The organism is Glutamicibacter sp. HZAU (assembly GCF_004100365.1).
Lineage (GTDB): Bacteria > Actinomycetota > Actinomycetes > Actinomycetales > Micrococcaceae > Glutamicibacter > Glutamicibacter nicotianae.
In genome coordinates, this window is sequence record NZ_SCKZ01000009.1 from 3386 (window position 1) to 29625 (window position 26240).

The 26240-nt window shown below is 60.9% G+C and carries 21 protein-coding genes; 11 read left to right on the forward strand and 10 right to left on the reverse strand.

Features of this window, described 5'->3' with window-relative positions; genetic code table 11:
- Window positions 1–2497: ATP-dependent Clp protease ATP-binding subunit (locus EKH49_RS13875; RefSeq protein WP_145964451.1), on the reverse strand; the 2497-nt coding region annotated here is incomplete at its 3' end.
- A 129-nt stretch (window positions 2498–2626) separates the two neighbouring features.
- Window positions 2627–3301 carry a response regulator gene (locus EKH49_RS13880; RefSeq protein ID WP_128471302.1) on the reverse strand — a complete coding sequence of 225 codons (675 nt, stop codon included), beginning with the start codon at window positions 3299–3301 and terminating at the stop codon, window positions 2627–2629.
- A 313-nt stretch (window positions 3302–3614) separates the two neighbouring features.
- Between EKH49_RS13880 and EKH49_RS13885 the strand changes: the two genes are divergently transcribed.
- Together EKH49_RS13885 and EKH49_RS13890 are read left to right on the forward strand one after the other, a co-directional pair.
- Window positions 3615–4799 (forward strand): sensor histidine kinase, encoded by a 1185-nt coding sequence (locus EKH49_RS13885; RefSeq protein ID WP_128471303.1) that lies wholly within the window; start codon window positions 3615–3617, stop codon window positions 4797–4799.
- A gap of 350 nt (window positions 4800–5149) precedes the next feature.
- Complete coding sequence (locus EKH49_RS13890) at window positions 5150–5770, forward strand: malonic semialdehyde reductase (RefSeq protein WP_128471304.1); 621 nt, start codon at window positions 5150–5152, stop codon at window positions 5768–5770.
- A gap of 65 nt (window positions 5771–5835) precedes the next feature.
- On the opposite strand, the gene EKH49_RS13895 is transcribed toward EKH49_RS13890, so the two are convergent.
- Window positions 5836–7041, reverse strand: a complete 1206-nt coding sequence (locus EKH49_RS13895; protein WP_128471305.1) for a hypothetical protein — start codon at window positions 7039–7041, stop codon at window positions 5836–5838.
- A 305-nt stretch (window positions 7042–7346) separates the two neighbouring features.
- Between EKH49_RS13895 and EKH49_RS13900 the strand changes: the two genes are divergently transcribed.
- Entirely contained in the window at window positions 7347–8642 is a 1296-nt protein-coding gene (locus EKH49_RS13900) for an NAD(P)/FAD-dependent oxidoreductase (RefSeq protein ID WP_128471306.1), read from the forward strand.
- 103 nt (window positions 8643–8745) lie between these two features.
- Here EKH49_RS13900 and EKH49_RS13905 read toward each other — a convergent pair whose 3' ends face one another.
- On the reverse strand, window positions 8746–9600 hold the full coding sequence (locus EKH49_RS13905; protein ID WP_161567529.1) for an NAD-dependent epimerase/dehydratase family protein: 855 nt from the start codon (window positions 9598–9600) through the stop codon (window positions 8746–8748).
- A 111-nt stretch (window positions 9601–9711) separates the two neighbouring features.
- Between EKH49_RS13905 and EKH49_RS13910 the strand changes: the two genes are divergently transcribed.
- From EKH49_RS13910 to EKH49_RS13925, 4 genes are all read left to right on the forward strand, one after another.
- Window positions 9712–10920, forward strand: coding sequence for an MFS transporter (locus EKH49_RS13910; RefSeq protein ID WP_161567530.1), 1209 nt, complete (start codon window positions 9712–9714; stop codon window positions 10918–10920).
- Window positions 10921–10998: 78 nt separating this feature from the next.
- The gene (locus EKH49_RS13915) at window positions 10999–11415 is read left to right on the forward strand and encodes a LexA family protein (protein WP_128471309.1); all 417 of its coding nucleotides are present in this window, start codon (window positions 10999–11001) and stop codon (window positions 11413–11415) included.
- Window positions 11405–12697 (forward strand): Y-family DNA polymerase, encoded by a 1293-nt coding sequence (locus tag EKH49_RS13920; protein WP_038992508.1) that lies wholly within the window; start codon window positions 11405–11407, stop codon window positions 12695–12697. Before EKH49_RS13915 ends, EKH49_RS13920 begins: the two co-directional genes overlap by 11 nt.
- Before the next feature lie 67 nt (window positions 12698–12764).
- On the forward strand, window positions 12765–14030 hold the full coding sequence (locus EKH49_RS13925) for a glycoside hydrolase family 3 protein (protein WP_161567531.1): 1266 nt from the start codon (window positions 12765–12767) through the stop codon (window positions 14028–14030).
- A 91-nt stretch (window positions 14031–14121) separates the two neighbouring features.
- On the opposite strand, the gene EKH49_RS13930 is transcribed toward EKH49_RS13925, so the two are convergent.
- The 5 genes from EKH49_RS13930 to EKH49_RS13950 form a co-directional block, all read right to left on the reverse strand.
- Window positions 14122–17193 carry a S8 family serine peptidase gene (locus EKH49_RS13930; RefSeq protein ID WP_236641170.1) on the reverse strand — a complete coding sequence of 1024 codons (3072 nt, stop codon included), beginning with the start codon at window positions 17191–17193 and terminating at the stop codon, window positions 14122–14124.
- Window positions 17194–17757: 564 nt separating this feature from the next.
- A complete protein-coding gene (locus EKH49_RS13935) occupies window positions 17758–18246 on the reverse strand; it encodes an FBP domain-containing protein (RefSeq protein WP_128471312.1) in 489 nt (162 codons plus the stop codon).
- Between the two features lie 362 nt (window positions 18247–18608).
- Complete coding sequence (locus EKH49_RS13940) at window positions 18609–19430, reverse strand: hydroxymethylpyrimidine/phosphomethylpyrimidine kinase (RefSeq protein WP_128471313.1); 822 nt, start codon at window positions 19428–19430, stop codon at window positions 18609–18611.
- A gap of 36 nt (window positions 19431–19466) precedes the next feature.
- A complete protein-coding gene (locus EKH49_RS13945; RefSeq protein WP_128471314.1) occupies window positions 19467–20081 on the reverse strand; it encodes a hypothetical protein in 615 nt (204 codons plus the stop codon).
- Window positions 20082–20205: 124 nt separating this feature from the next.
- On the reverse strand, window positions 20206–20913 hold the full coding sequence (locus EKH49_RS13950) for a TetR/AcrR family transcriptional regulator (protein WP_128471315.1): 708 nt from the start codon (window positions 20911–20913) through the stop codon (window positions 20206–20208).
- A 356-nt stretch (window positions 20914–21269) separates the two neighbouring features.
- Between EKH49_RS13950 and EKH49_RS13955 the strand changes: the two genes are divergently transcribed.
- From EKH49_RS13955 to EKH49_RS13970, 4 genes are all read left to right on the forward strand, one after another.
- Window positions 21270–21980, forward strand: coding sequence for a queuosine precursor transporter (locus EKH49_RS13955; protein WP_128471316.1), 711 nt, complete (start codon window positions 21270–21272; stop codon window positions 21978–21980).
- A 66-nt stretch (window positions 21981–22046) separates the two neighbouring features.
- A complete protein-coding gene (locus tag EKH49_RS13960; RefSeq protein WP_128471317.1) occupies window positions 22047–22742 on the forward strand; it encodes an ABC transporter ATP-binding protein in 696 nt (231 codons plus the stop codon).
- Window positions 22732–24324 (forward strand): hypothetical protein, encoded by a 1593-nt coding sequence (locus EKH49_RS13965; RefSeq protein WP_128471318.1) that lies wholly within the window; start codon window positions 22732–22734, stop codon window positions 24322–24324. The genes EKH49_RS13960 and EKH49_RS13965 overlap by 11 nt, the downstream gene beginning before the upstream one ends.
- 13 nt (window positions 24325–24337) lie before the next feature.
- A complete protein-coding gene (locus EKH49_RS13970) occupies window positions 24338–24793 on the forward strand; it encodes a GNAT family N-acetyltransferase (protein WP_128471319.1) in 456 nt (151 codons plus the stop codon).
- Between the two features lie 72 nt (window positions 24794–24865).
- On the opposite strand, the gene tgt is transcribed toward EKH49_RS13970, so the two are convergent.
- Window positions 24866–26164, reverse strand: a complete 1299-nt coding sequence (tgt, locus tag EKH49_RS13975; RefSeq protein ID WP_128471320.1) for a tRNA guanosine(34) transglycosylase Tgt — start codon at window positions 26162–26164, stop codon at window positions 24866–24868.
- Between the last annotated feature and the right edge of the window lie 76 nt (window positions 26165–26240).

The window sequence follows — 26240 nt, forward strand, 5'->3', positions numbered from 1 at the left end:
TCTTCTGCACCTTCAGCTTGTCCGCGACATAGTCCACCGACACAGTATCGCCAGCGGCAAGCGCATCGCTGATCAGCAGGTCCGCAATGGCATCTTGCACCTTGCGCTGCACCAGCCGGCGCAGCGGGCGGGCGCCGAACTCGGGATCGTAGCCTTCGCCAGCCAGCCACTGCACGGCAGCGTCGCTCACCTCCAGCTTCAGCTCTTGGTCTGCCAGCCGCGCCTCGGTCTCGGCGATGACCAGCTTGACGATCTGGCCGATTTCCGATGGCGAGAGCTTGGAGAACAGCAGCACCTCGTCCAGGCGGTTCAGGAACTCCGGACGCATGAACTCGCGCACCTTGCCCATGACCTTGGCGCGGATCTCGCCGGCTTCGCTGGCCGCATTCGCGGAAGTGAAGCCGAAGTTCCCGGCCTTGTTGGCCAGGTACTCGCCGCCGAGGTTGCTGGTCATGAGGATCAGCGTGTTGGAGAAATCGACGGTGCGGCCGGCCGAATCGGTCAACCGGCCGTCATCGAGCACCTGCAGCAGCACATTGAACACGTCCGGGTGGGCCTTCTCGATTTCATCGAGCAGGACGACCGAGTACGGGTTGCGGCGGATCTTCTCGGTGAGCTGGCCGGGCTCGTCGTGGCCAACGTAGCCCGGAGGCGCACCGATCAGGCGTGCCACGGTGTGCTTCTCCCCGTATTCGCTCATGTCGATGCGCACCAGCGAATCAGCCGAGCCGAACAGGTTTGCGGCCAGGGCCTTGGCCAGCTCGGTCTTGCCGACACCGGTTGGACCCAGGAACAGGAACGAGCCGATCGGGCGGCCAGCCGGGGACATTCCGGTGCGGTTTCGGCGAACGGCGCGAGCCACCGCGGCGACGGCATCGTGCTGGCCGATGACCGAAGCATGCAGCGAATCTTCCAGCGATGCCAGCCGCGCCTTGTCGTCGCCCGAGATGCGCGAGGTCGGAATGCCGGTGGAGCGGGAGATCACTTGCGAAATCTGCATTTCGTCCACCACGCGGGTCACTTCGGCATCGCCGGATTCCTCGGCGGCCTTGATCCGCGCGGTCATTTCCGCGATGTGGTCGCGCCATGCGCCAGCTTCCTCGAAACGCTCCTCGCCGATGGCGCGCGACTTCTCGCGTTCGGCATCCACCAATTCGGCGCGCAAGGACTGAACGTCCTCGGCATCTCCCGCGGCGATGGAGCGGCGGGCGCCGGCGATGTCGATCAGGTCGATGGCCTTGTCCGGAAGCTGCCGGTCGCTCAGGTAGCGGGCAGAGAGCGTCACTGCGGCCTTGAGCGCTTCGGGGGTGTACTGCACCTGGTGGTGCTCCTCGTAGGATTCGCGCAGCCCTTCCAAGATGGCCAACGCGGTTTCCTCCGAGGGCTCGGCGACAGTGACCTTGCCGAAGCGCCGTGCCAGCGCGCTGTCCCTCTCCACCTTGCGGAACTCATCCAGCGTGGTGGCGCCGATCATGTGCAGCTCGCCACGCGCCAAGCGCGGCTTGAGGATATTCGCGGCATCCATGTTTCCGGACTCGCCGGAACCAGCACCGACCAGCAGGTGCATCTCATCGATGAAGAGCAGCACCTGGCCTTCGGCAGCGGCTACCTCGTCAAGCAGGCCGGTCAGCCGCTGTTCGAAATCGCCGCGGTAGCGGGTGCCGGCGAGCATGCCCGGAAGGTCCACCGAGATCAAGGCCGCATTGCGCAGCTGCGCTGGAACCTCGTCGTCGATGATGGCTCGGGCCAGGCCTTCGGCAATGGCGGTCTTGCCCACGCCGGCCTCGCCGATCAGCACTGGGTTGTTCTTGGTGCGGCGGGCCAGGATCTCAACCACCTGGTCCAGTTCCTCTTTGCGGCCGATCACCGGATCGATCTGGCCGTCTGCTGCCAGCAAGGTCAGATCGGTTCCGTAGCGTTCGAGCATGGACACGTCGGACTCGGCATCGTTCTGGTTCTGGGCATCATTGCTGCCCCGCTGGGCCTGCTCCATGGCAGCTTGCTGCAGCGACTGTCCGGTGACGCCATGCTGGGCCAAGAGCTGGCTGACAGGTGATTCCGGATTGAAGACGAAGGCCAGGAAAAGGTGATCCGGGTCGATGTAGGTCGAGCCGTAGTTGCGGGCAACCTGATAGGCGTCAAAGAGGCTGCGCTGGGCTGCCGACGAGAGGCGGGACGGCTTCTCGTCCCGCTCCTGTGCCTTGGGCATGCGTGCGATGGCGTCGGCACTCAAAGCCTCGATGTCGATTCCCATGGCGGTAAGGTGCTCGCCAACTGGTTCGGTGCGCAGCAGAGCCATCAGCAGATGCAGCGAATCGATCTCGTCATGACCGTGCTCTTGGGAAATCGCCGCCGCGGTGGCTACCGCTTCGTGGGTACGGGCAGAAAGCAGACGCGTGATGTCGATGGGCCGCGCAGCTTGAGCTCGCGACGACAGGAACCGAGAGAGGAATTCCTCAAACGAGCCATCTGATGGTGCGCCGAAGAATGCTGGCAAGTGAGCCTCCTAATAGAAACTTGAGCGGTCTATGCTCATGTTCAACGTATATGGCGCGCAAATATTCCCGAACCAAGCGGGAGAGGTGTCAAAGAGGTTGAATTCACACAAATGGCAGGCAGTCAGCGGCTAGTCCTTCGGGATTTCGATGAGTCCCATGCGGGCGGCGGCAACCAACGCCTGGACCCTGTCGCGAACATCCAGCTTAACGAAAATCTTGGCCATGTGGGTTTTAACCGTTGTCTCGGAAATAGCCAGAGTTCTTGAAATCTCGGTGTTGTTTAGCCCCCGGGCCAGCAGCTTTAGAATTTCGAATTCCCGATTGGTGATTCCCAGATCATAGGCAAGATCTTGAATGTCTTGGGAATTGTCGCGGTAAGCCTCGCGAACGGCAGAAACGAGATCGGAAGAAACCGACGGGGAAATGGCTGCCGTTCCTTGATGAACGGCATGAACCGCGCGGATAATTTCATCCGGCTCAGAATCCTTGACCAAGTATCCACTGGCCCCAGCGCTCAGAACAGGAACCAGATATTCATCGGAGGAAAAGGCGGTAATAGCAAGCACTGATGGGCTGTCTTCGACGGATTTGATAGCTTTAGTAGCACTAACTCCATCCATAATTGGCATCTGCAAATCCATGAGCACAACGTCTACTTGATGGTCCTTGCAATACTCGACGGCGGCCCGCCCATTCTCAACAGAATTAACCGTTACAATTCCGCTATCTGTTGCTAGGATTGTGCCCAACGCATGCCGAATTAGAGGTTCATCATCGACGATTAGGACCTTTATTTGTTCCATCTGATTCCTTTGATTCGATGCCGAGGGCCTCAAGATGGCCTGTTCACCTGAAAGTATATAAGTTGACCTGATGTGGAGTTTGTTATGAAGGGTTTGAAAATGCTGGCCGTAGCAGCATTAGTACTGGCACCATTGACTGCCGTGGCAGCTCCAGCATCTGCCGCGACCTCGCCAAACGTCAGCAGCGGCAGCGTTGCGACTCCTGCTGGTTTTGGTTCCGCCTTTTCCGAGTGGTTCTGCAACCGCTACGGCATCGGTTGCCCATAACGCGTTGCATTTGACTTGATCATCTGAGCCGGGAATTATTCGGCATATGAATGGACGACTCAAAGACACCCTGACCAAGCTCTTCGCTGGTCGGGGTGTCATTGTTTGGATGGGAATTGCGGTTCTGATCGCAGTTTCCAGTAGCGAGTTCGTGACTCTGCTGGAAGACGGATTTAGCGGTTCGTCAGATGTATCGGTTCGAGGCGCCTTGCTCGGTCTGGGGCTTTGCGTAATTCTTGCACTTGGTCTTCGATGGGTTGCGGTCTCTGTCGGGTTGTTTGTGGCCGTTGCCTATTTCTTCCTCACCGACAGCGGCATGTTTTTCTGGACCTTCGTTTCCTTCATGATTTTCTCGGCCCTGGCTGCGACGGCCAAATCAATGAGTGTTAGGGCTTTGTATCTGACTTTGTCCGCGGCCTGGATGGTGCAGTTCGGTATCCAAGCAGGGGATGATGCGGTCTTGCTCGTTGGGCTCGCCCCGTTGACGGCGATGGCGTTTTTCCTGACCCGAAGCATATACATGCTGCGCGAGAAGAACGCTGTTGCGCTTCGGCAAATGCAAACTGTCGAAGAGCAGACTCGTCTTGCTGTCGACCGGGAGAGAAAGAACATCGCCCGGGACCTGCACGATATTGTCGCCCATGACATAACGGTTGTGGCCATGCAGTCGAAGGCCGCGAAATTCGCCAACGATGGGCAGAAGGCTCTTGAAGCGCTCGATATCATCGCCAAGCTGAGTACGGAAACCTTGCATGACTTGCGCCTGATGCTCAATGTCCTGAGGGCCGACGGAACCATGGCTGATCCTTTGTCCCGCAGCAATGACAAGCCGGCCGCTACAACTGTGTATGCGCTTCAGGGCGCCGAACTTTTTGTCCAGAGGCTAAAGGATGCAAATTTCAAGGTGAGCTCCACCACGGATGAGAAAATTTCCGAATTGCCCCGTTCTGCCCAGACTGCGATTTACCGCGTCATGCAAGAAGGTACAACGAATGTGATTAAGCACGGCGCTATAGGCGGGAAGTGCACTTTCAACCTCACGGTCGCCGGAGCTGAAGCTGTTCTGGAAATTACTAATCAGATTGAGAATTCAGGCAAAAAGTCGACTGGGCTGCCGGAGGGCGGGACTGGGCTGATTGGCATGGGTGACAGGATGCGGACATTCGGTGGAAAGTTTGCAACCAGTTCCGAAAACGGCGTTTGGGCGCTGCGCGCAAGTATCCCATTCTGACTCCTGCCCTCCTACTAAAGTATGATTTCGGAATTTTGCAGGACGCGATAAGTTAGACATGTATCGGTGAAGACCGATCACCGAGAAGGTACTCGGTGGTGTTTTGCGAGTGGCATCACTGAGGATCCAAGGGTGATTAAAAGGTACGTTGCATTGCGTAAACGGACTGATCTTTCATCGGCGCTGTGCCCCCATCGCACGCCGCTGTCTGTCAGTGATGCAACGTACCTTTTATAACTTAACTCCAGCCCACAGTTCTGTGCGCTGACTCACATCTTGGCTTGGAATTGGCTTGAACGACGTGGCGTTGTGCCTAGGGAGAGAACTTCCCGTCTTGAAAGCGAGTCCGCATGAGCGTCCAGGCAGAAACCAACCTTTATGAATCAATGGCAATCGGCCAGGCAGCCGCAGATCAGCTGTTCTTCGAAGCCCGCAGCGCCAATTCGTTCAGCGATGAACCGGTGACCGACGACGTGCTGGACGCAATCTATGAGGCCATGAAAATGGGGCCGACGATGATGAACAACCAACCGTTGCGCATCACCTGGATCAAGAGCCCAGAAGCGCGTCAGGCAGTAGCGAGCACCATGCCCGGAAGCAATGCCGCGAAGGCGCTTTCGGCACCTGCCTTGGCTGTTCTATCGTTCGATACCGAGTGGCACGAGGAATTCGCGAATTTCTTCCCCCATGCTCCGGAACGCAAGGAGATGTTCCAGGACGTTGGAGTCCGCACCGCAGTGGGTAGCAATAATGCGTGGCTGCAGGCTGGCTACTTCATCATGGCTGTCCGCGCAGTTGGTCTGGCAGCTGGCCCGATGGGTGGCTTTGACAGCAACGCGGTAGATGCCGCGATTAACGCAGACAACAACCACAAGTCCTTCCTGGTCGTCAATGTTGGCAAGCCGGGCGAGAACCCATGGTTTGATCGCCTGCCACGGCACGATGCCGAGTTGGCGACGCGCAGCATCTGATCGATGATTCAACGACGAAGGTGCGGGAACTTGATCGTTCCCGCGCCTTCGTCGTTTTTGGAGCCCTAAGCCTGAGGATCTGCTGCTTCTTCGGCGCCCTTCAAGACGTGATCCGAAACCTTGGCCAGAGCGCGTTCCAGCGAAGAACGCAAGACAACGGGAACCGTGATCTCGTCGTTGATCTCCACAAGGCCTTCGCGTTCGAAAACCCGCAGCAGCGACTCGACCTGGGGGACTACCTCTTCGAGACTGGCAATCAGGTGATGCTGCTCGGCGGGCAGGTCTTCTTTGGTTGGAACCTGCAACGCAAACTCGGCACGCGGCGGGGTTGATGACGCGGCATTGCTCAGCACGCCGGCTACCATCTCGGCGATCTGCACCTTGCCCGGCTCCTCCAAGGTGTTGATCAGGATATGCGAATAGAGAACCTCGGCAATCAACTCCTTGACCAGGCGTGCGCCTTGCCCGCTGGATGCCAGCAGCGCATCGCTGAGCGACTCCGTGGGGGTCGCGTTTGGTGCCTCGTAGCGCAGCATGGCCGTGCCGATCAAGGCATCCCAATATGCCGACAGGCGTGGAATTTCGGCCAGCGACGAAACAACCGTGCCGTCTTCCGGCTCCCACTGGGAATCCTCTGGAATGCCGGCTGACTCATCTACCTTGACGAATAAGCCTAGTGCGCCGGCTGCATCCTGCAGCGTCTCGCCGGTGAGCACTCCAGCAGGGGTCGTTGGCTTGCCTTCGCCGACCCAGTCGATCAATTCGCGAGCCGCGAAAACGAAAGGCATCGCTTCGAGGCTGCCGTTGGCCTCGTCATCTTCGAGGTACGGGGCTACGATCGGAGAATCCCCGGCCATGCGGGAAAGGAATTCGAAGGTCTGCTTGAAATCATCCACGCTTCCGCCGAAATTAGCCGTCGTGCCCAGGAAGGTCAGATAATGCTTGAGGATCGCGGCGCTGGCTTCCGAAACTTCCTTGCCCAGCGACGTCAGGTGGCCGAGCTGCTCGCCCAGAATCGTTGGATCAAGAGTTTTGACGTCAACGCTCTTGCGCAGCTGGGCGTGAACGGTCAGCAGGGTGGTCAGGCCTTCCAATGCTGCACGGGTCTCGCTGGCTGATTGGCCCTCTTCATGGAAGTGGCGGAAGAGCGAGGACTTGAATGGCTGAAGGGCTTGGCGCACTTCCGACTCGAAAGGCACGTTGCTGGCGCCGGTACGCCGGGCTGGGTGGCCCTGGGCAGGCTTCTTCTTTGCTGGTTTACGTGAGGCCATAAGTGTGGTGCGGTTCCTTAGAAATGGCTGATCGGCAGGGTTGGTCATTCGCTTGCCTCCAGTCTACGCAGGACGTGATTCGACAGAAGTTCCAGATGGGCATTGGTGACGCGGTCAATGGGGAAAGTTGTTATTCGCGGCCAAGACTTTGTTGGAAGTTCGGTATAGGCCGCAATTTTCCGCAAAAAGAGCGAACTTGGCGCCACTGTGGTGACGCTCACCGTGGAATCGTCAGCACGCGTTGATTTTCCCTGGGGATCGCGCGACAGTGAACACATGCGGGCTCGTGTGGAGAGCCCGCCGAAATGCTAGGAGAGTGGATCGTGGCTGGAGGAAACGTGCCAGATCATGTAGTTGTTGTGGGCGCCGGCTTTGTTGGACTGTCGACCGCGTGGTATCTGCAGGAAGCGGGCATTAAAGTCACCGTTGTGGACCGTGGCGGCGTCGCATCCGGATCCTCTTGGGGCAATGCCGGCTGGCTGACCCCGGCCCTGACCCTGCCTATCGCCGAGCCGTCGATTTTCAAGAACGGCCTGAAGATGATGCTTGACCCTGCATCGCCGCTCTACATCCCGTTGAAAGCCGACGCCAAACTGCTGCGCTTCCTCATCGGCTTCGCATGGCACTCGACCCCGAAGAAGTGGGAAGAAGCCATGCGGGTCTTCTCGGAAATCGGCGCAACCGGTCTGGATGCCTTTGACGAAATCGCGCAGTCGACCACAGCAGGACCTGGCGTGCAGGAGCTGACCAAGCCTGCTGAACCATTCTTGACCGGTTTCACCTCGCTCAGCGACCGTGATGCGCTGCTGCACGAATTCGAAATGATCGAGAAGACCGGCGGCGATGTCGAGTACGAATTGCTCACCGGCGATGAGCTGCGCGGCATTGAACCGACCCTGTCCAATAAAGTCGCTGCCGGTGTGGCCATCAAGAACCAGCGCTACATCAACCCGCCGAAGTTCATGGATTCGCTGGCCGAGTCCGTGATTGCCCGCGGAGGCGACATCATTGGCGCGTTCAATGTCACTGATGTGCGCGACAACGGCGGCTCGGTCACCGTCATCGGTTCCGAAGGCCGTGCAATCACCGCGGATCACGTGGTGCTGGCAACCGGCGCGTGGATGACCGACATGGCCAGCAAGTTCGGCGTGAACGTCGTGGTCCAGGCGGGCCGCGGCTACTCGTTCACCGTTGAGCCAGAGGACATGCCAACGCATCCGATCTACTTCCCGGCCCAGCGCGTTGCCTGCACCCCGCTGGGCGATCGCTTCCGCATCGCCGGAACCATGGAGTTCCGCGACGCCAACCACAAGCTGGAGCCGAAGCGCATCGAGGCCATCGTTGCCGCGGCGACCCCGGTCTACAAGGGCATCAACTGGGAGAACCGCAAGGAGGAATGGGTGGGCGGACGCCCATGCACCGCCGACGGCCTGCCGTTGATCGGCCAGACCGCATCTTCGCGGGTTTCGGTCGGTGGCGGCCACGGCATGTGGGGCGTTGCCCTCGGCCCGCTGACTGGCAAGATCCTGGCCGCCCAGATTGCCGGCCAGCAGGTTCCCGGCATTGCCCGGCACTTCAACCCATTGCGCAAGGGTTTCTAGGCGTTTCGGTCCACACCCGGAACGAAATAAGGGAACCGGCTTGCGGTGCATCGTTCAGATGCGCCGCAAGCCGGTTTGCTTTTATTGCTGTCCTTATTGCCCTTTACGGATGTCGGACTGACGTCCCGGCAAGGATCGCGCGGTAGCCCTCTGCATATCCCGGATACTGCAGTTCAAGCCCGCTGGCGAGCAGCCTGGCATTATCGAGCCTGCGGTCGGCGGCCCTTCGAACCGGGGCCTGTCCCGCCTTTTCCGGCTCCGGAAGACCAAGTTCCTTGGCCAAGAACTGGTAGACCTCGCCCAACTGGGCGGGGGCACTGTCGCTGGCCAGATAGAGCCCGGCAGCATGCTCGCCCAGCCCCGCGACGTGGACAATCGCCGCTGCCAGATCATCGCGGTGGATGCGGTTGGTCCAGTGGGACTGCGTCGGAAGTTGGGCGGTGTCGGCGCGGACCTGGTCGATCAGCCGCGTGCGGCCCGGACCGTAGATCCCGGAGGCCCGCAGGATGGTGACCGGCAGGCCGCTTCCGGCGAGCGCTTCCTCGGTTTGCGCAAGAACCTTCGCGGTGGGGGTGGCTGGTGCCAGGGGTGCTGATTCGTCGACGAGTTCTCCGTTGCCGCCGCCCATGACCGCGGTGGAGGAGATATAGATCAGCCGGCGAAGAGCGGGGCATTGGGTTTCCAGCCGGGAAACCAGTTCCTGGGCGACCTGCAGATAGCTGCGCGTGTAGCCCTCGGCATCGCGGGTTGCCGGTACGGGGGTGAGCACGGCGATCTCGGTGCCGGGATCAATGCTTGGCCACTGGGACGCATCGAGCAGATCTACGCTGTGTCCGTCGAATCCGGCGGGCAGCTTGCTGCTGTTGCGTCGCCAAGCGGTGATGCGATGGCCCGCCTGCTGGAAGCGCAGTCCGGCCTCTGTGGCGACATCTCCGCAACTGACAAGTAAAACTTTCACGAGACTCCTTGGGTGAGAGATGTCCTTGGAGGCGGATCCTCCTACCCATAGGATAGAACCTCCAGATCCATGCGGCATGTGCGAAGGGGCGGGGTGCAGGTGCGGTCGTCAGTGCGTTGCGTCCTGTTCTGCGTGATTGCGCTGCTATCCATGCTTGGTGAGGGGATGGCGCTCTTTGCCTTGACCCTTGAATCCGCGGACCAGCTGGGGTCATGGGGCGTGACAGCATTATTTTTGATTGGCCTGGTTCCGCCGATCCTTGCTGCTCCGGCCATTGGGCGTTGGGTTGACGGTGCTGCCCTGTTCCGGGTGTGGATCCTGAACCTCTGCGTGCATATCGGGATTTTTGCGGTGATGGCTATTTTCGCCAATATTCTCCTGAGCCTTGCCTTGATGTCGGTGGCCAGTGTTTGCGCGGTGATCAACGGTGCGGTTGTCTTCAAGATCATTCCGCGCATCCGCGGTGGCTTCAGCCTTGCCCGTGCCAGCAGCTTCCTTGTCGTGGCTACCTCCCTGGCCGGGATTATTGCGCCGGCAATCGCTTCGATCGCCTTCGCGAGGGCAGGGATCGGTGCGGTGCTGTGGTGTGCGACGGCGGGATTCCTGGGATTGGCAATGGCGGCCGTGGTCCTGTCGCGCTCGCTGGCAGCCAGAGGGCATGAGGTTCAGGCAGGTTCTGAGCCCGCTCCCAATGCCAGGATTACTGGTGGCGGTGCCGCGCTGGTACGCCATCCGCGACTGCGGATCCTGCTGCTGCCAGTAGCGGCGATCGTCCTGTTTACCGCAGCAGAAGGGGTTGCGGGGGTGTTCTACCTGCGCGAGATCACCGATAGCGACACGGGATATGCGGTGTTGCTCGGTGCATGGTCCGTCGGCGCGGTGCTCGGTTCCCTGTTGGGAGGCAATCGGTGCTTCGGTGCCAGAAGTTCCCTGCCGATTTTGCTCGGTGGCGGGCTGGTGGGTGCAGCGATCCTCATCGAAGGGCTCTGGGCCAACGCGGTCGGCTTGGCGATGGTGTTCCTGGCCGGCGGTCTGGGCAACGGACTGCACAACACCGGTGTGCGCACTGCCATCTACGAGCATGTGCCGGAAAGCCGCCATGGCGCTGCCTGGGCCCAGCTGCGGATGCTCATCAACATCATGGTTGCCCTGGGCTACCTGATCGGCACCCCGGGACTGCTCGTGGGCCCCGCCCGCACGATCATCGTGATCTCTGGTGCCGCGACGTTGCTGGTGATCGTCCTGTCCGTGGTGCTCCTGGGTGGCTCGGCGCAGGCCGGCGTTCATGGGCAGCGCGCGGTGGCCGAGTCCGAGGGGTAAGCGCTCGCCGGAAGCGTGAAGCTGATTAACGCGCTACAATTCTAGTATTCGAATATTTGTACTAGAAAGTGGTGGGGTGTGGCTGAAGAGCAGGAGCTGATGCCTCCGGGAGCATCCCAAGGGCCGGTGCAAGCGGTTTCGGCGATGGGGTTCCCTTCGCCAGCGCGCGATTACTTCGACGGCGGACTGGACCTGAACCGGTTGCTGGTCCGCGACCGGGTCTCCACCTTCATCATGCGCGTTTCGGGCCACGCGATGCAGTCAGCCGGGATCTTCGACGGCGATGAGGTGATTGTGGACCGTTCGCTTGCTGTGCGCCACGGTTCGGTAGTCATCGTCAACCTGAACGGGCAGATGCTGGTGCGCCGTTGGCAGATCGACGGCCAGCAGGTCGGTTTGCTCAGCGATGAATCGCCCCTGCCGGTCATCCTGGCCGAAGGCGATGAAGTCAGCGTCTTCGGCGTCATCACCAGGTGCTTGCATCATGTCCGCTGATCACGTCTCCCTGGTGGACGTCAATAATTTCTACGTCTCCTGCGAGCGGGCCTTCGACTACTCGCTGCGCAATCGCCCGGTAGTGGTGCTGTCGAACAACGACGGCTGCGTGGTGGCGCGCTCGCAGGAAGCCAAGGACCTGGGCATTCCCACCGGCGAGCCGTTCTTCAAGGTCCAGCGCTACATGGACTCTCACAACCTCGCGGTGCGGTCGAGCAACTATGAGCTGTACGGGGACATGTCCGCCCGGGTCATGGAACTGCTCGGGCGCTTCGGGACCTGGCATGAGGTGTATTCCATCGATGAATCGTTCGTCGGGCTGGAAGGCAACCTGGAGCAGGTGCGCAGCACCGCCGCCCAGATCCGTGCCGCCATCGACAAGACGATTGGCGTGCCGGTCTGCGTGGGCGTATCTTCCACCAAGACCCTGGCGAAGCTGGCCAACCACATCGCCAAGCACAATCCGGGACTTGGCGGCGTTTGCGTCCAGCAGCTCATGGACCCCGAGGTTTTGGGCAGCATCATGAACCGGGTCCCGGTGACCGACGTCTGGGGCGTAGGCCGCAAAACCGGTGCCAAGCTTGCGGCCATGGGCATTGAAACCATCGCTGACCTCCAAGCGGCTGACCCATTGGCGATCCGCAAGAAATTTTCGGTTGTCCTGCAGCGCACGGTATTCGAGCTCAATGGGCAACGCTGCATCGGTCCGGTGGAAGAACGCGCGGACCGCGGCCAAGTCATGTTCACACGCTCCTTCTCCACGCCGGTGCGCACCTATGAGGCGATGGAGGAAGTCATGTCCATCTATGCGCAGAAGGCCGCCAGCCGATTGGCGAGCGAAGGCCGCTACGCTTCACTGCTCACCGTCACCGCAGGCACCAGCCGCTTCGCGCGCGGAGAGGCGTCATTCCCCAGTGCCCAGGTGCGCCTGCCACGGCCGACCCGGGATCCGATCCTGCTCAGCAAGCTGGCCATCGCCGCGATGCGGGATCTGATGCAACCGGGAATGGACTACGTCCGCGGGGGAGTGATCCTCTCCGGGCTCAGCGACACCCCCGGCGAGCAGCAACTGGATCTCTTTGGCCAGAATGTGGACCCAGCTGCGCAGGAGCAAGAAAATGTCTCCTCGGTAGTCCAGGACATTTCGCTTCGATTCGGCGCCAAGTCCATCGGCCTGGGCCATGCCGGTCTGGCCAGGAGCCCCGAATGGTCAATGAAACGCGAGCATATTTCCCAGCGCTACACCACCGACTGGGACGAGTTGCTGGTGGTGCGCGCCTGAAGCCTGCCCACGACAAATGTTGATGGTTCTCCGGGAACTTCGCAGTTTCCGGTGGGAAGATGAATTCATGATGACCCGTGCCAAGCAGATCATGTCAGCCGGAATCCTGATGACAGCAATGCTCGCCAGCTGCAGTGCGCCGAATGCCGGAGAACCAGCTCCAAGCACGTCCGCACCCAGCGCCAGCAGCCCGAGCGGCACGAGTGCTCCCGCGCAATCGTCCACACCAAGCCCGTCCCGATCTGCTGGCGTTGATGAGAGTTCAACCGCTAGCCAGAGCAAGGAGCTTTCGCTGCGCCAGCAAGCCGAAGAATTGGTTGACGAGTTGAGCGCCAGCGAACAGGCAGCGAGCCTGGTGATGGCGGGTGTTCCGGCAACCGGCGCATCCGCCGCGGAAATTTCCGCGATGAAGAAGCAGGGGATTTCCAATGTCTTCCTGCGCGGGCGTTCCCAGCTGGCGGTCAAGCAGACTGCTGCCCAGGTCCAAAAAATTACCCAGGACCTGGACTCCAATATTCCCGGGCAGCTGCCGGTCTGGGTGGCCACCGATCAGGAGGGAGGCTTTGTCCGGGTGCTCCAGGGTGACGGTTTTGCCGAACTGCCCACGGCGTTGAAGCAGGGCCAGTGGTCCACCTCAAAGCTGGAAAGCGAAGTGGGCACTGCCGGAAAGCAGCTGGCTGAAGCTGGCATCAACGTGAATCTGGCTCCGGTGGCTGACGTTGTTCCATCCAGCATCGGCACCAGCAACGCACCCATCGGCTACTTCGGCCGCGAGTACGCCCATGACGCCGCCGGTGTTTCCAAAGCCGTCGCAACGGTCAATGAAGCGCTGCACGCTCAAGGAGTGCAACCGGTGGTCAAGCACTTCCCAGGATTAGGCAGGGTTGCAGAGAACACCGATACCAATACCGGGGTGACCGATACGAAGATCGATGCCGGCTCCAGCGATCTGCAGCCTTTTGAGCAGGCTATCGAGCAGGGCAAGTCCTGGGTCATGGTGTCCAATGCCCGCTATGCCCGTCTCGATGCGAAGAATGATGCTCCGTTCTCCTCGAAGATCATCAGGGAGTTGCTGCGTGAGCAGATGGGGTACGAGGGAATCGTGATTTCCGATGATCTCTGCGAAGCCAAGCAGGTCGGCCACGTGCCGGTGGGCGAGCGTGCCGTGAAATTCATTGCCGCTGGCGGAACGGTTCCGTTATGCGTGAATTCGGCTCCGGCCATCACCATGGCGAAGGCGCTGGCTGCCGAGGCGAAATCCGACAGCAAATTCGCGGGCAAGGTCAGGGAAGCGGCGGTGCTGGTCCTGGAAGAGAAGCTGCGCGGCCAGTAGGCCGCAGGGCTGGATCTTAAAAGTGATAGGCCCGGGGCTCTTCCTTACTCGCTAGGAAGCGCCCCGGGCCTGGTTTTGGGAGACGTTAGGCCTACTTCTTGCCCTTCGTCTTTCCGCCAGTCACGTCCAGTACCTGGGCGCGGTCGCCGCTGCCGTTGTGCAGGTGCAGCAGCAGCGCCTTCGATGCCTTGGAGCTGTCAGCGACAGTTACCGGGATGCTGGTTCCGGACAGATCGGTGAACAGGGTGCCTTCTGCACCGAAATCAACCTGTGGCGTCGCCACGTTGAAATCGATCCAGTCAGTCTGGTCAACCGGGATCATCGCACCGTTCTCATCGGTGTTGTACCAGGAGTAGCCCAGAACACGGTAGGAGATCTCTGCCGAATCCTCGTCGAGTCCCAGTGCCGACAGGGAGACCGGGAAGATCGCCGCGTTGGTGTCGAAGGTGTTGGTATCGACATCGCCCAGCACGCCGTTCAGCGGCTGCAGATCAACCTGTTCGCCGGTGGCGAGGTTGAAGGTTGCCACCAGGTCCAGATCAACTTCATCGAATGCCGCATTGAAGGACACGAAGTCGGCTTCGCCGTCGCCATTGGTGTCGATCTCGACATCCAGCTCGGTGCCGCCGGCCAGGTGGGCCCAGTTTTCCCAGGTGGAGATGCCGATATTCAGCAGTCCGTCAGCGATGCCGGTGCGGCCTGCGGTGCTCGAAGCGCCAACGTGCTGCAGGTCCATCGAGCGGGCAGCTGGGATGCTGTCCAGCGAGTCATCGCCGCGTTCGCTCGAAGCGCCGAGTTCGAAAGCGCCAAGCAGCGAGGTGACCGAGGTAGCGCCCTCGCCGGCGGTGATGTCCTTGCCCTTCAGGCTCAGGCTGGTGGTATCCGCGCCCTTCTTCAGCTTCTTGAGCTTGCCTTCCATGTCAGCAGCCAGCTTTGGTGCTGCCTGGACTGGAATGCGCAGGGTTGGAGCATCGCTGGCAGTCAGCTCGACACGGCCGGTTGCATCGGCAACCCAAGCACGGGCCAAACCGGACTGGCTGGTATCCATGGTCGGATCGATGGTCTTGGCCCACTGCTTCGGGTCAACCTTCAGGGTGACATTCAGCTTCGCGCTGCCGCCGGCTGGCACGGTGACGCTATTGCGATCCAGGGTGAAGGTTGCACCCGGGATCTCGGTAGCTGCCACGTAGTTGGCATCGTAGGTCTGTGCCTTGCCGCTGGTGTTCTCGATGGTGATTTCCCGCTTCGCGGTGAACGGCTTCTTGCCGTCCAGTTCCATGACGCCGAAGACCACGCTGGTCAGGTCCGCTGCTTCGGAATCGTAGGCGAAGGCAGGAGTCTGCAGTGCCGCATCGGCCATGACGCGACCGGAACCGACACGGTTAGGACCGTAGGCGTCGCCGTCGGCGTCCTTGATGTCGGTGGCCGCGGTGTTCATGATGATGCTCTTGGCTTCGTACGGGGTGTAGTCGGTGCCTTCCAGCACCAGTGCGGCGATGCCGGCGACCAGCGGGGTCGCCATAGAGGTACCGGTCATCACGGCAGTGCCGGTACCGGTGCCGACGCCAACCGAGCCGATCTGGGTGCCTGGGGCAGCCACATCCGGCTTGACCACGCCGTTGGAACCGTGGACGCCGCGGGAGGAGGAGGAATTCAGCGTGTCGCCAACGCCGGACTCGCTGGAGGAACCGCCAACGAATTCAGGGGACAGGGTCACCTTCAGCGTGCCCGCTTCAGCTGCTGGGCGCAGCCGATTCGACTCGTCCAAGGTGAACTGCGCACCCGGGATGGTCGCGTTGCCGGCGATGCCCGCATCGAACAGGTTGCTTTCTGCATCCAAGAGGACGCCGGTGGCACCGGCGGCTTCAGCGTTGTTGAAGCGGACGCCGGAACCGCAAGGGAACTCGCCGCCTTCGCTCCACTGCAGCCAAACCCACTTGCCTTCCAGCGAACCCTCTTCGAACGCCTCGCAACCGAATGCGTTATCGGCCGGAGCCATCACAGCTTCTCCGGACAGGGCAGCCGGATCAGCATTGGTGTAGTTGAAGTTTGCCGAGTACTGGCCCGAGGCCGAGCCGGCAACATCTTCTGGAGCGTCCACCTGGATCTTGTCCAGGGTGACGTGCGAGCCGACGGAGTTGGCGACGGTCAGCGAGGAACGGGAGTTGCCCGGGGAGCCGCCCACGTCGGTGACATCGCCGGCGTTGCCGGAAGCGACAACCGAGAGGATGCCGGCTGCGCTCAGGGCGTCGACAATGTCGTTTTCAGGGTCATTGGCCGGGGAATGATCCGACCCGAGGGACATGTTGACCACGTCGGCGCGGTCGGAGAAGTCGCCGTCGCCATTCGGGTCGAGTACGTAGTCCAGCGCCTGCCCGACGACGGCGGAGGAGCCGCCGCAACCGAAGACGCGGATGCCGATGAGCTGTGCGTCAGGAGCCGAGCCAGGGCCGACCTTCATCTCTGCCAGTGCGTCGGCGTCCAGCGAGGAGTAGTCCCCGGTGAAGGTCGAGCCATCGGCGTTGACGCCGTAGCCTGCGGTGGTGCCGGCAACGTGGGAGCCGTGCCCGGCGGCCTGGCAGTCAAGCGGGTTCGGGTCGGGATGGGGGATTGGCTGGTAGGTGGGGTCGTCGGAGTTGGCGTTGTAGTCGTCGCCTACCAGGTCCCAACCGCCAATGAACTTGTCGGGGTCGATCAGGCCGGAGTCTGCGCTGGGCAGCTCTTCAGAGGCCTGGGCTTCCTTGTAGGCCTCCAGGGTGCCCGGGCCGCCGAAGCTGGCGTGGGTGTAGTCCACGCCGGTGTCCAGCACGGCCACCTTGACGCCTTCGCCGGTCTTGTCCAGGGCCTTCCAGGATTCCAGGGCTCCGGTGTCAACTACCGAGCTGCGGTTTGAAGGCTTCTTGGGAACGATGGAGCTGATCTTGGCAACGTCGCTGCGCTCGGCCAGCTTGCGCAGGTCTGCGGCATCGCCGGTCAGGGCGACACCCTGCAGTGCGTTATGCGTGGTGTAGATGACCTTCGAATTGGACTCGGCGGCCAGCTTCTTGCCCTTGGCCTTGACCTCCTTGTCCATCTTCTTGACCTTGGCGGCATCCTTCTTCTTGCCGGACTTCTTCACCGTCTCGAAAGCGCCATCGCCCTGGAGCTGAACGTAAACCGACACCTCGCCAGTAGCTTTGGCAAGCGGTCCGGAGACTTTCAAATTGGAGAGCGCTGATGAATTGGTGATTGGCAGGGAAGCGGCGTTTTCGCCGTCGCCTGGTTGGGGGATTCCTGCTGCGCTTGCCGGTCCTGAGAGGGTAACGGCCAATGCAAGTGCAGTGGCTGATCCCAAAATCAGGCGCGGCACTCTCTGCGTGCGGCGAGTGACCATGATTCTCCTAGCTGGGCTGGATAGCGGTACTGCTCCCGTCATGGGCGGGCGACATTAAAGCAGTGCGAGCCTTGATGATCGTCCGGGGTAAACGTCCGCTAGTGCGTATACCCCTAGCTGGAATCTTAGGTGACCCAGCTCATATATCAAGGGGTTATTGAATAGTGACCTTTGGTCGGATATCGGGCTGGCTTGGGAATTTCATAATGAAATCCGCGAACCACTGCGACAAACCCGCCCAGCGAGGCCTGATGAGCGCGCTAATCCTTGAGAAAATTTTAGACGCTTTGTTACTCATCAGTTCACTACCTGCTGGGCGGGTTGAGCCGGAATCGGCTTGGCTCCTCCTGCCTTCTAGAGGCGGTTCAGGAAGCTATGCACGCGTTCGTCGAGCAGCTGGATTCGCTCGGCAACGACGACCATCGGATCCGGATAGATCGGATTCTTCGGAGGCGGAATCCGAACGTTGCGGGAGCACTCGAAGTTCAGGCAGATCAAGGTCCCCAAGGTGTTGCCGTCGCGCCCGGCCTGGCCTGCGCGCTTGGTCGTCCACATGCCTACTGTGCAGGGGATATTCACATCGCGGCACATCTCGCACATAGTGGCGTTATTCGGCTTGCGGCCACCGTCGGTGGGGCGCAGCAGGATGCCGCGGGTCCTTCCCGTTCCATCGGTGTGGAGCAGGTAGCCGCGCTGCATCATTTTCGGGTCGCGCCAGCCCAGGTAATCGAGCGAATCCCAATCGAGGGAGTCGAAGTTTTCGGGCAGGGTCAATTTCTTCGCTTCTTGGCGGCTGGCGTTGATGAAGGAAGAGCGGATGGTTTTTTCGGTCAATGGCTGCATGGGAAATCCTCAAATGGTCCGCGGGCACTTTACCGGCGTGCGGAGTCTCTAATCGTCAAAGGTTTTGAGGTCTGCGAGGCATCGAGAAATTGGGGCGCTAGAACAACGCCCAAGGCAGGTGCCCTAAGCGGAAAATGCGTTGACAACCCCGTTCGATGCGCAGACGAACGGGCAGAGCGTCAAAGTGGCTTGCATAGCCGACCGCCCCTTCCTGTGGTTCTCCACGCATTGATTCCGAGCACTTCCGAAATAACGATAGCAAGTGCGGTTGGCTTAGGCCAATGACTGCGATCACGCTTAAAGCAATTTGCTGGCCACCGCCGTGAACGGCAGTGGCCAGCAACAAGTCCAGCGCCTGGGGCCTAGCGGCGGCCGCCCTGCCACAGTGCGTCAAACGGGGTCTTGGCGGACACGCGGTTGCGGATGCCTTCGGTGACAAACGCCTTGGCGGTGCGGGCAGCCTCCAGCGGGGTCGCGCCCTTGGCCAGCTCGGCGGTGACGGCTGCGGCCAGCGAGCAGCCCGCGCCGGAGACCGCGACTTCGCCGATCTTCTTCTCGCGCAATACCTCAAGGGTGCTGCCGTCGTAGAACACGTCCACGGCGTCTTCGCCGGCGATGCGGACCCCGCCCTTGGCCAGGACCGCTGCACCGGAGACCTCGTGGATCTTCTTGGCGGCTTCGACCAGGTCATCTTCGGTGGTGATCTTGATGCCCGAGAGCTGCTCGGCCTCGAAGTGGTTCGGGGTGACAAACGTAGCCAGCGGCAGCAGGGTGGACTTGAGTGCTTCGTCGGTGTCCAGGGCGTGGCCTGGTTCCTGGCCCTTGCAGATCAGCACCGGATCCAGCAGCACGTTGTCCCAGTCCTGGGACTTCAGCGCAGTGGCGACGGTGTTGATGGTTGCCGGCGAGCCCATCATGCCCAGCTTGACCGTGCCGAGCTTGCCCTCGTAGCACGCCTGGATGGCTTCGAGCTGATCGGCGATGACCTGCTGGTCAACTGGAACGAAGCGGTGGTTCCAGGATTCCTTCGGGTCGAAGGAGACGATGCAGGTCAAGGCCACGATGCCGTAGGTTCCCAGTTCCTGGAAGGTCTTCAGGTCGGCCTGGGCGCCAGCGCCGCCAGTGGCTTCGGAACCAGCGATGGTCAGGGTCATTGCCGGAGAGGCGGTGTTTGTATTAGTCATAGTCTCAATTGCGGGTAGTGCGGGTAGGGAATGGGTTTAGTCGTGCTGCCAGAAGCTGAGCATTGTTGCCTTGGACCAGCCTTCTGGAAGCTGCTGGGCATGTTCTGCGGTGGCTACCAGCAGCAGCCAGGGCAGTCCGTGGCCGAACGCGGCCCCAGCGAAGTTTGCCAGCACTGCACGGCGGGCCGTATCGGGATCTGCAGGGGAGAAAAGGTCCGGGTCGGTGAGCAGGCCGTAGTTCTCGCCGTAGCGCATGCGTCCTCGGGCTACCGGGCGGTCGAAGTCGGTCACCTCGACGACGTCATAGTTGTCCATGGGAGCTTCGAAAATCCCGGATGTGTCGGCGAGCTTGACTACCTGCTCGACATCGTCAGGCTTGCCGGCCAGCAGGTGCATGGTCGTGCTTTGCTGCCAGCCTGCCTTGGCGAGTTCTGCAGCGGTGCTGTCGTTGGGCGGGCCCAAGAGGATCAAGCGCTGCGCATCCTTTGGCACTGTCCAGGAAGCATCAGGCCAGTAGCGGAGGATTTCCACGTCCTCACCGTCCTGGTTGACCGAGCGAATCTCATGCTGGTTCGGGAAAGAAGCAATGCGATCACGCAGCGTGGCGTAGTCGTGGGTCCAGCTTGGCAGTGCTCGTGCCATTGCGCTCATAGTGCTGCGCTCTCCTTTGGTTCGCTAGGGATCACCTATTGGCATCTTTGACTTTACGCCTTAACCCGCGGTGATACGGAACTCTGTGTCTGGGTGTTTGCCAGCTAGCGCGATGCGCAGCATTTCAGGAGGCCTTGGGCCTTCGCAGCTGGGCAGGTTTCGCCTCGGCTGCATCGGCGGGTTCTGCTGGTCCGGGATCCATCAGTGCGAGGACATCTTCAAAGAGCGAGCGCACCACGGGCAAACGGCAGAGCACCGCAAACTTCGCGGCAATCGGTGCCATATTCTTCATCAGCAGCCTGGAGCGGCGCTGCTGCGGCGACTGGTCGAAGGCCCACGCGGAGAAGATCTGGCGGGAGACGAGCAGCAGGAACTTCGGCAGATCCCGTCGGATGCCCATTGGCGGCAATGGGCGGGATCCGGCAACGACCTTCTCCCAGAGCTCCAACTCGATGCGCGAGATCTCGTCGTTGCCCACGTCGCGCGAGAGCATCAAGCGCAGGAATGCCGGCCCGAAATCGTGATAACGGGCCAACGCTTCGACGCCCGAATCGAGCACGGCGCGGATATTGGCTTCGAGCGTGTTGCCCTCATTGAGCATTCCCGAGCATTGCTCATACTGCTCCCTGCGCAGGTTGAGCAGCAACTGGGCAACGATGTCCTCTTTGGACTTGAAGTAGTAGTAGGCATGCGACAGGGAGACTCCTGCGTTCGCGGCAATGGCACGCATGCTCGAGGCCTTATACCCATCCTTGGCAAAGCACTCCAAAGCAGTCGCCAAGAGCTTGGCTTGGGTCTGCTGACCTTTTTCGGTGCGGGGTTGCGTTGTCATGGGGCCTTTGAACGGAAAGCGGGTGGCTTCGATTCTAGCAAGTATTTGAACGCGTTCAAAAAAGGAAAAATTTAACGCTCGAGTACGGGAGGGCGGTTACAGCTCTATTTGTTTCCTCGAATTCATAGTCCGAAGAATGGCTAGTGAGATATGAATTTCAGAAAATCCTGATTCTCGAAACATGGTTGGCGGGCAACAGGTGAGAACTTGGCCCCAGCTATGCGTGGGATACTTGTTGCGTAAGTGCTAATACAGCGGGACAGCGCGTAGGCATGCAACCCCACCCTGTTGATTCATGGGTTGGGCTGTGCCATGTGAGCGGTGTTCTGGCGAACCACTTTGACAAGGAAAATTTCATGGGCGATTCCACCGCCGGCAACAATTTGATTCGAACCAAGAACGCGGTATTCGCTTCTTCGGGTTCCCCCTACTTCTCCACGGTGCTCACGTTGATGGGTGCCGTCGTGATTCTTTCGAACATCGGCGCCTCCAAAGGCGTCAGCTTCGGACCGCTCATCACCGATGGCGGCTTCTTCCTCTTCCCTCTGGCCTATATCCTGGGCGACGTCATTTCGGAAGTGTATGGATTGAAGGCAGCCCGCCGTTCGATCCTCGTGACGTTCATCTTGGCCTTCTTCGCGGTGTTCTGCTTCTGGATCATGATCCAGCTGCCGGCAGCCGATTTCTACGACGGGCAGGAAGCGCTTGAACGCACCCTGGGCCCGATCTGGCAGATCGTCGTCGCCTCGGCCTGCGGCTTCCTTGTGGGCCAGTTCGCCAATTCATGGGTGCTGGTCAAGCTCAAGGAACGCTCCGGCGAGCGTGGACTGATTCTCCGATTGATCGGTTCCAGCGGTGTTGGAGAATTCCTGGATACCCTGATCTTCTGCGCCATTGCCGCGCCGGTGATCGGCATCGCCGATGTACCGAGCTTCATCAATTATGTGGTGGTGGGCTTCATCTACAAGACCGCAGTGGAAATCCTGTTCGTTCCGGTGACCTCAATGGTCATCAAATGGTTCAAGAAGCGCGAACCCGGCTACAGCCAAGCGGCTGTCGAAAGCTGATCATCCTGTGGGCATCATCCGTGAGGGCGATGCCCACAGCTGTATCCGGACATTAGAGTCGAGGATATGCAGACAGGTCAAGACGGCACATTCCAGCTGGAAACCAGAGGCCTGGCTATCGGCTATCCCGGCCGGGTAATCTGCGGGCCAATCAACCTGAGGCTGTCTCCGGGCGCTGGCGTGGGAATTATCGGAGCCAATGGCAGCGGAAAGTCGACACTGATCCGCACAATCCTGGGGCATCTCATTCCACTTGAAGGCAGCATCTCGTTCCAAGGCCTTCCCGTGGATGAAAGCTCGGCGCATTTTCGCCGTACCGTCGCCGTCCAGATCACCGATGGCGCATTCTTCGACGAACTTACGGTGCGCGAGCATCTGGAATTGGTCGCTCGCGGGCACGGGCTTCAGGACTGGGGCCAGGCTGTCCAAGCGGAACTCGACTTCTTCGAAATCACTGCCGTTGCCGATCATCTGCCCGGCGAGCTGTCGTCCGGCCAGCGTCGCAAGCTGCTGCTGGCCGCGGCCCTGATCCGGCCGGCAGAATTGCTGATTCTCGACGAACCGGAGCAGCGCCTGGACCTGCGCATCAGGCACAAGCTCTACCATCGGCTCGCCGGGTTGCGTGGCGGCGGAACAGCGCTGCTGGCGGTGACCCACGATCCGCTCATGCTGCGAAGCTGCATGGACCAGACGCTGCTGCTGGACGCCGACGAGGGCGAGCTGCTTGATCCGCACCGAGGGGCGCAGTGGCTTGAACGCTAGTCCAGCCGCCAGCCAAAGCGGTGCCTTCGATCCGCGCGAACTGCTCCGTCGAGCCAGGAAGCGCAGGAACTTCGCCGAGAAATTCGACAGCTTTTCCGATGCCTATGTCTGGGTGCTGGCCGCGCTGATTGCGTTGGCCTACCTCTTCAGTGCGCTCTTCGGCATGCTGTTCGTGCTCCTGGGCGAAGGCGTAGCCCACCAAGAGCTGCCCAGCGCCGTTTGGCGCATGCAGGATCTGTCCTTCGCGCTTTTGGTGCTGTCAGCTTTGGCAATCTTCAGGCTCATGATTTATCTGGGACCGTGCGGGCTCAGCGCGGCCAAGGCCGACTGGTGGCTGCCGCTGCCGGTCAAGCTCTGGGCAATCCGCCGACCAGCGTGGCGCAATGCAATGCTCACTGGGCTCTTCGCAAGCAGCTTCGCAGGCGTGCTGTGGCTGATAGTGATGCTGGGGCTGGCCGGATCGCTCCCGCTGCCAGTCGCCGTCCTGGGGCTCGCCTGCTTTGCGGCGGCCGGGGCAGGGCTTGCCAACGCAGCCACGGCGATCCAGGGGATGAACCGGCAAGCTGCTGCACGACGGATCTGCGATGGGGTGGGCCTCGGACTGCTCACCGCAGTGGCGATGTTGTGGTGGCTCCTGCTGTTCCAGATTCCCTGGGCGCAGGATCTGGTTGGCGCAGTGGCTGCCGCCACCTTGGATCCGGCCGTGTGGCTGTTCACCTTGCTTGTCGTCCTGGCACTGGGCGCGGCGAGCACCTACTGGGCGTATCGCCATGTCGAACGGATTCCGGGCCCGGCCTTGCGCTTGGCCGGAGAGCACCAGCAACTGGCCATGGGGACGTTGATGCAGGGCGACTCGCGGGGCATCACAGCTCCGGCGCAGTCCGCCATCAGCCGCAGGCGGACCCTGGGCAGCAAGCTCACCGCCGCATTGCCCGTGGCCTGGCGCATCCTCTGCCTGCGTTTGCTGCGGACAGGCCGCTGGTTTCCGGTAGCAGGATTCCTGCTCCTTGCTTTTTCGCTGGCCTCCACTGTCCAGCGGATTGCCAATCCGCTGAGTGCAGCGGCTTTCTACCTGGTGCTCTGCCTGATTCTGGTCTTCAGCATTTCCACGACCATTGCGCCGTTGGTCTCCCGGCAACAGCTAACCCAGTCACTTGGGATATCGGAAGCGGCTCTGGTGCGGTCCGCAACGGTGTACGCGATGCTCTTCTCGGCCATCAGCCTGCTGCTGTTGACCGGCGGGCTGGGACTGCTTGGCATGATCCAGCTGGAGCGCATCTGGCTCTGGAATGCAGCAATCGTGGTTGCCGCGTTGGGATGCGCTGCTGCCAGCATTGCGCATGCAAGGAGAGCAGAACGCGATTGGTCCGCCGTACTCGGGGGAGCGACCAATGACGCGGCCATGGCCGCACACCTCTTCATGGAAACCGCCACCTTCATTCGGGCGGCCGCCACGTTCTCGCCAATCTTCTGCCTGGTGCTCAGCCCGGCTGCTCCCATTCCTCCATTGCTATGGGTTGCCGCGATGCTCTTTGGCTCAAATGCGCTGCTACACATTGCGGGCAGGAAGCTGGAGGCGTAACTAGTCTTGTAATGTGAACGATCTGATTTCCATCTATAACCCCGATGAGCTTTCCATAGATTTGCTCTACTCAATACTTGAACTGCGGGCCGAGGTCTTCATTGTCGAGCAGCGCTCGTGCTATCCGGACATTGACGGCCGCGATCTGGATGCCGGCACGGTGCACCTGGTGGCTGCCGAGGATGGAAAAGTGCTGAGCACGATTCGAATCATGGACATCGACAGCGGCACTCCGCGCATTGGACGCGTTGCGACAGCAGCGGAAGCCCGAGGCCGCGGCATTGCCGGGGAACTCATGCAACGTGCCGTGGAGCTGTGCGCCCCGGACGCGCAGATCCAGCTCAGCGCCCAGACCCAGCTGGAGGGCTGGTATGGCAAGTTCGGCTTCCAGCGTTCCGGCGAAGACTATGACGACGACGGGATCATGCATTTGCCGATGATGCGCGCAGGACAGGGCATTCCAGCCTAGAAAAGACCAAGGCATCGGTTCGCCACGCAGTGCGTGGCGAACCGATGCCTCGGCTGTTCTTGCAATCCTTGCCTACTGGGTAACTGGCTGGCCCTGCGGATCAGGCTTGCCAGCGTAGTAGCTGGAGAGCACCTTTTCCTTCAGCTCGAAGAACGTGCCGTCTTCGATGGCCTGGCGCGCGGACTCCACCAGCGAAACAGTGAACTGCTCATTGTGGATGGAAATCAACGTGTGGCTGAGCAGTTCCTTGGCCTTGTACAGGTGGTGGATGTAGGCACGCGTGAAGTTCTTGCAGGCGTAGCACTCGCAGCCTTCCACCAGTGGGGTGAAGTCGCGCTTGTAGCGTGCACCTGAAAGGTTGAAGCGGCCCCAGGGGGTATAGAACGCCGAGTTGCGGGCCACGCGGGTGGGCGAGACGCAGTCAAAGGTGTCAGCGCCGTTCTCAATGGCGGTGAAGATGTCATCCGGCTCGGAAATGCCCAGCAGGTGGCGTGGCTTGTTCTCGGGCAGTTCTTCGGCGCACCAGCCGACGATGGTTCCCAGGTTCTCCTTTTCCAAGGCGCCGCCGATGCCGAAGCCGTCGAAGGCCATGGCTCCCAGATCCTGGCAGGCCTTGCGGCGCAGGTCTTCGTACTGGGCGCCCTGGATGACTCCGAACAGCGCCTGGTAATCCTTGCCCGCCCGGGAATCTGTCAGGGCGAAGTGCTCGGCAATGCAGCGCTCGGCCCAGCGCCGGGTGCGCTCCAGGGACTCGACCTGGTAGCCGCGGGAATTCTGCAGGGTGGTCAGCTCGTCGAAGGCGAACATGATGTCCGCGCCGATCTGGTGCTGCACGCCCATGGAGATCTCAGGGGAGAAGCGGTGCTTGGTGCCGTCGAGGTGGGACTTGAACCAGACGCCGTCCTCATCCACATTGGCCAGGCGTTCCTTGCCCGGAGCCACAGCATCATCCGGACCCGACTGGTCGACTGACTTCATGTCGATGACCTTCTTGAAGCCCGAACCCAGGCTCATGACCTGGAATCCGCCCGAATCGGTGAAGGTTGGACCTTCCCAGCCCATGAACTTGCCCAGGCCGCCGGCCTCATCGAGGATGTCCGCCCCCGGCTGCAGGTACAGGTGGTAGGCATTGGACAGCACTGCCTGCGCGCCAAGCTCCTCGACCTGAACGGGGGTGACCGCCTTGACGGTGGCTTTGGTGCCTACGGCAATGAACGCTGGCGTCTTGATTTCGCCGTGCGGGGTACGGATCACGCCGGTACGCCCGAGCATCGGGGAACCGTCTTCAGCGGTCAGCCGGGTTCCGACTTCAAAGCCGAATTCGTTCTGGCGGGCATGCGGGGCACTGGGGTCAAAGTTCTTTTCGGGCACGTAACAAGTTTGCCGTATTAATCGCGCGGTGAGGAAAACGACAGGGTCAATGTGCGCCAAAACCTAACGTGTCACA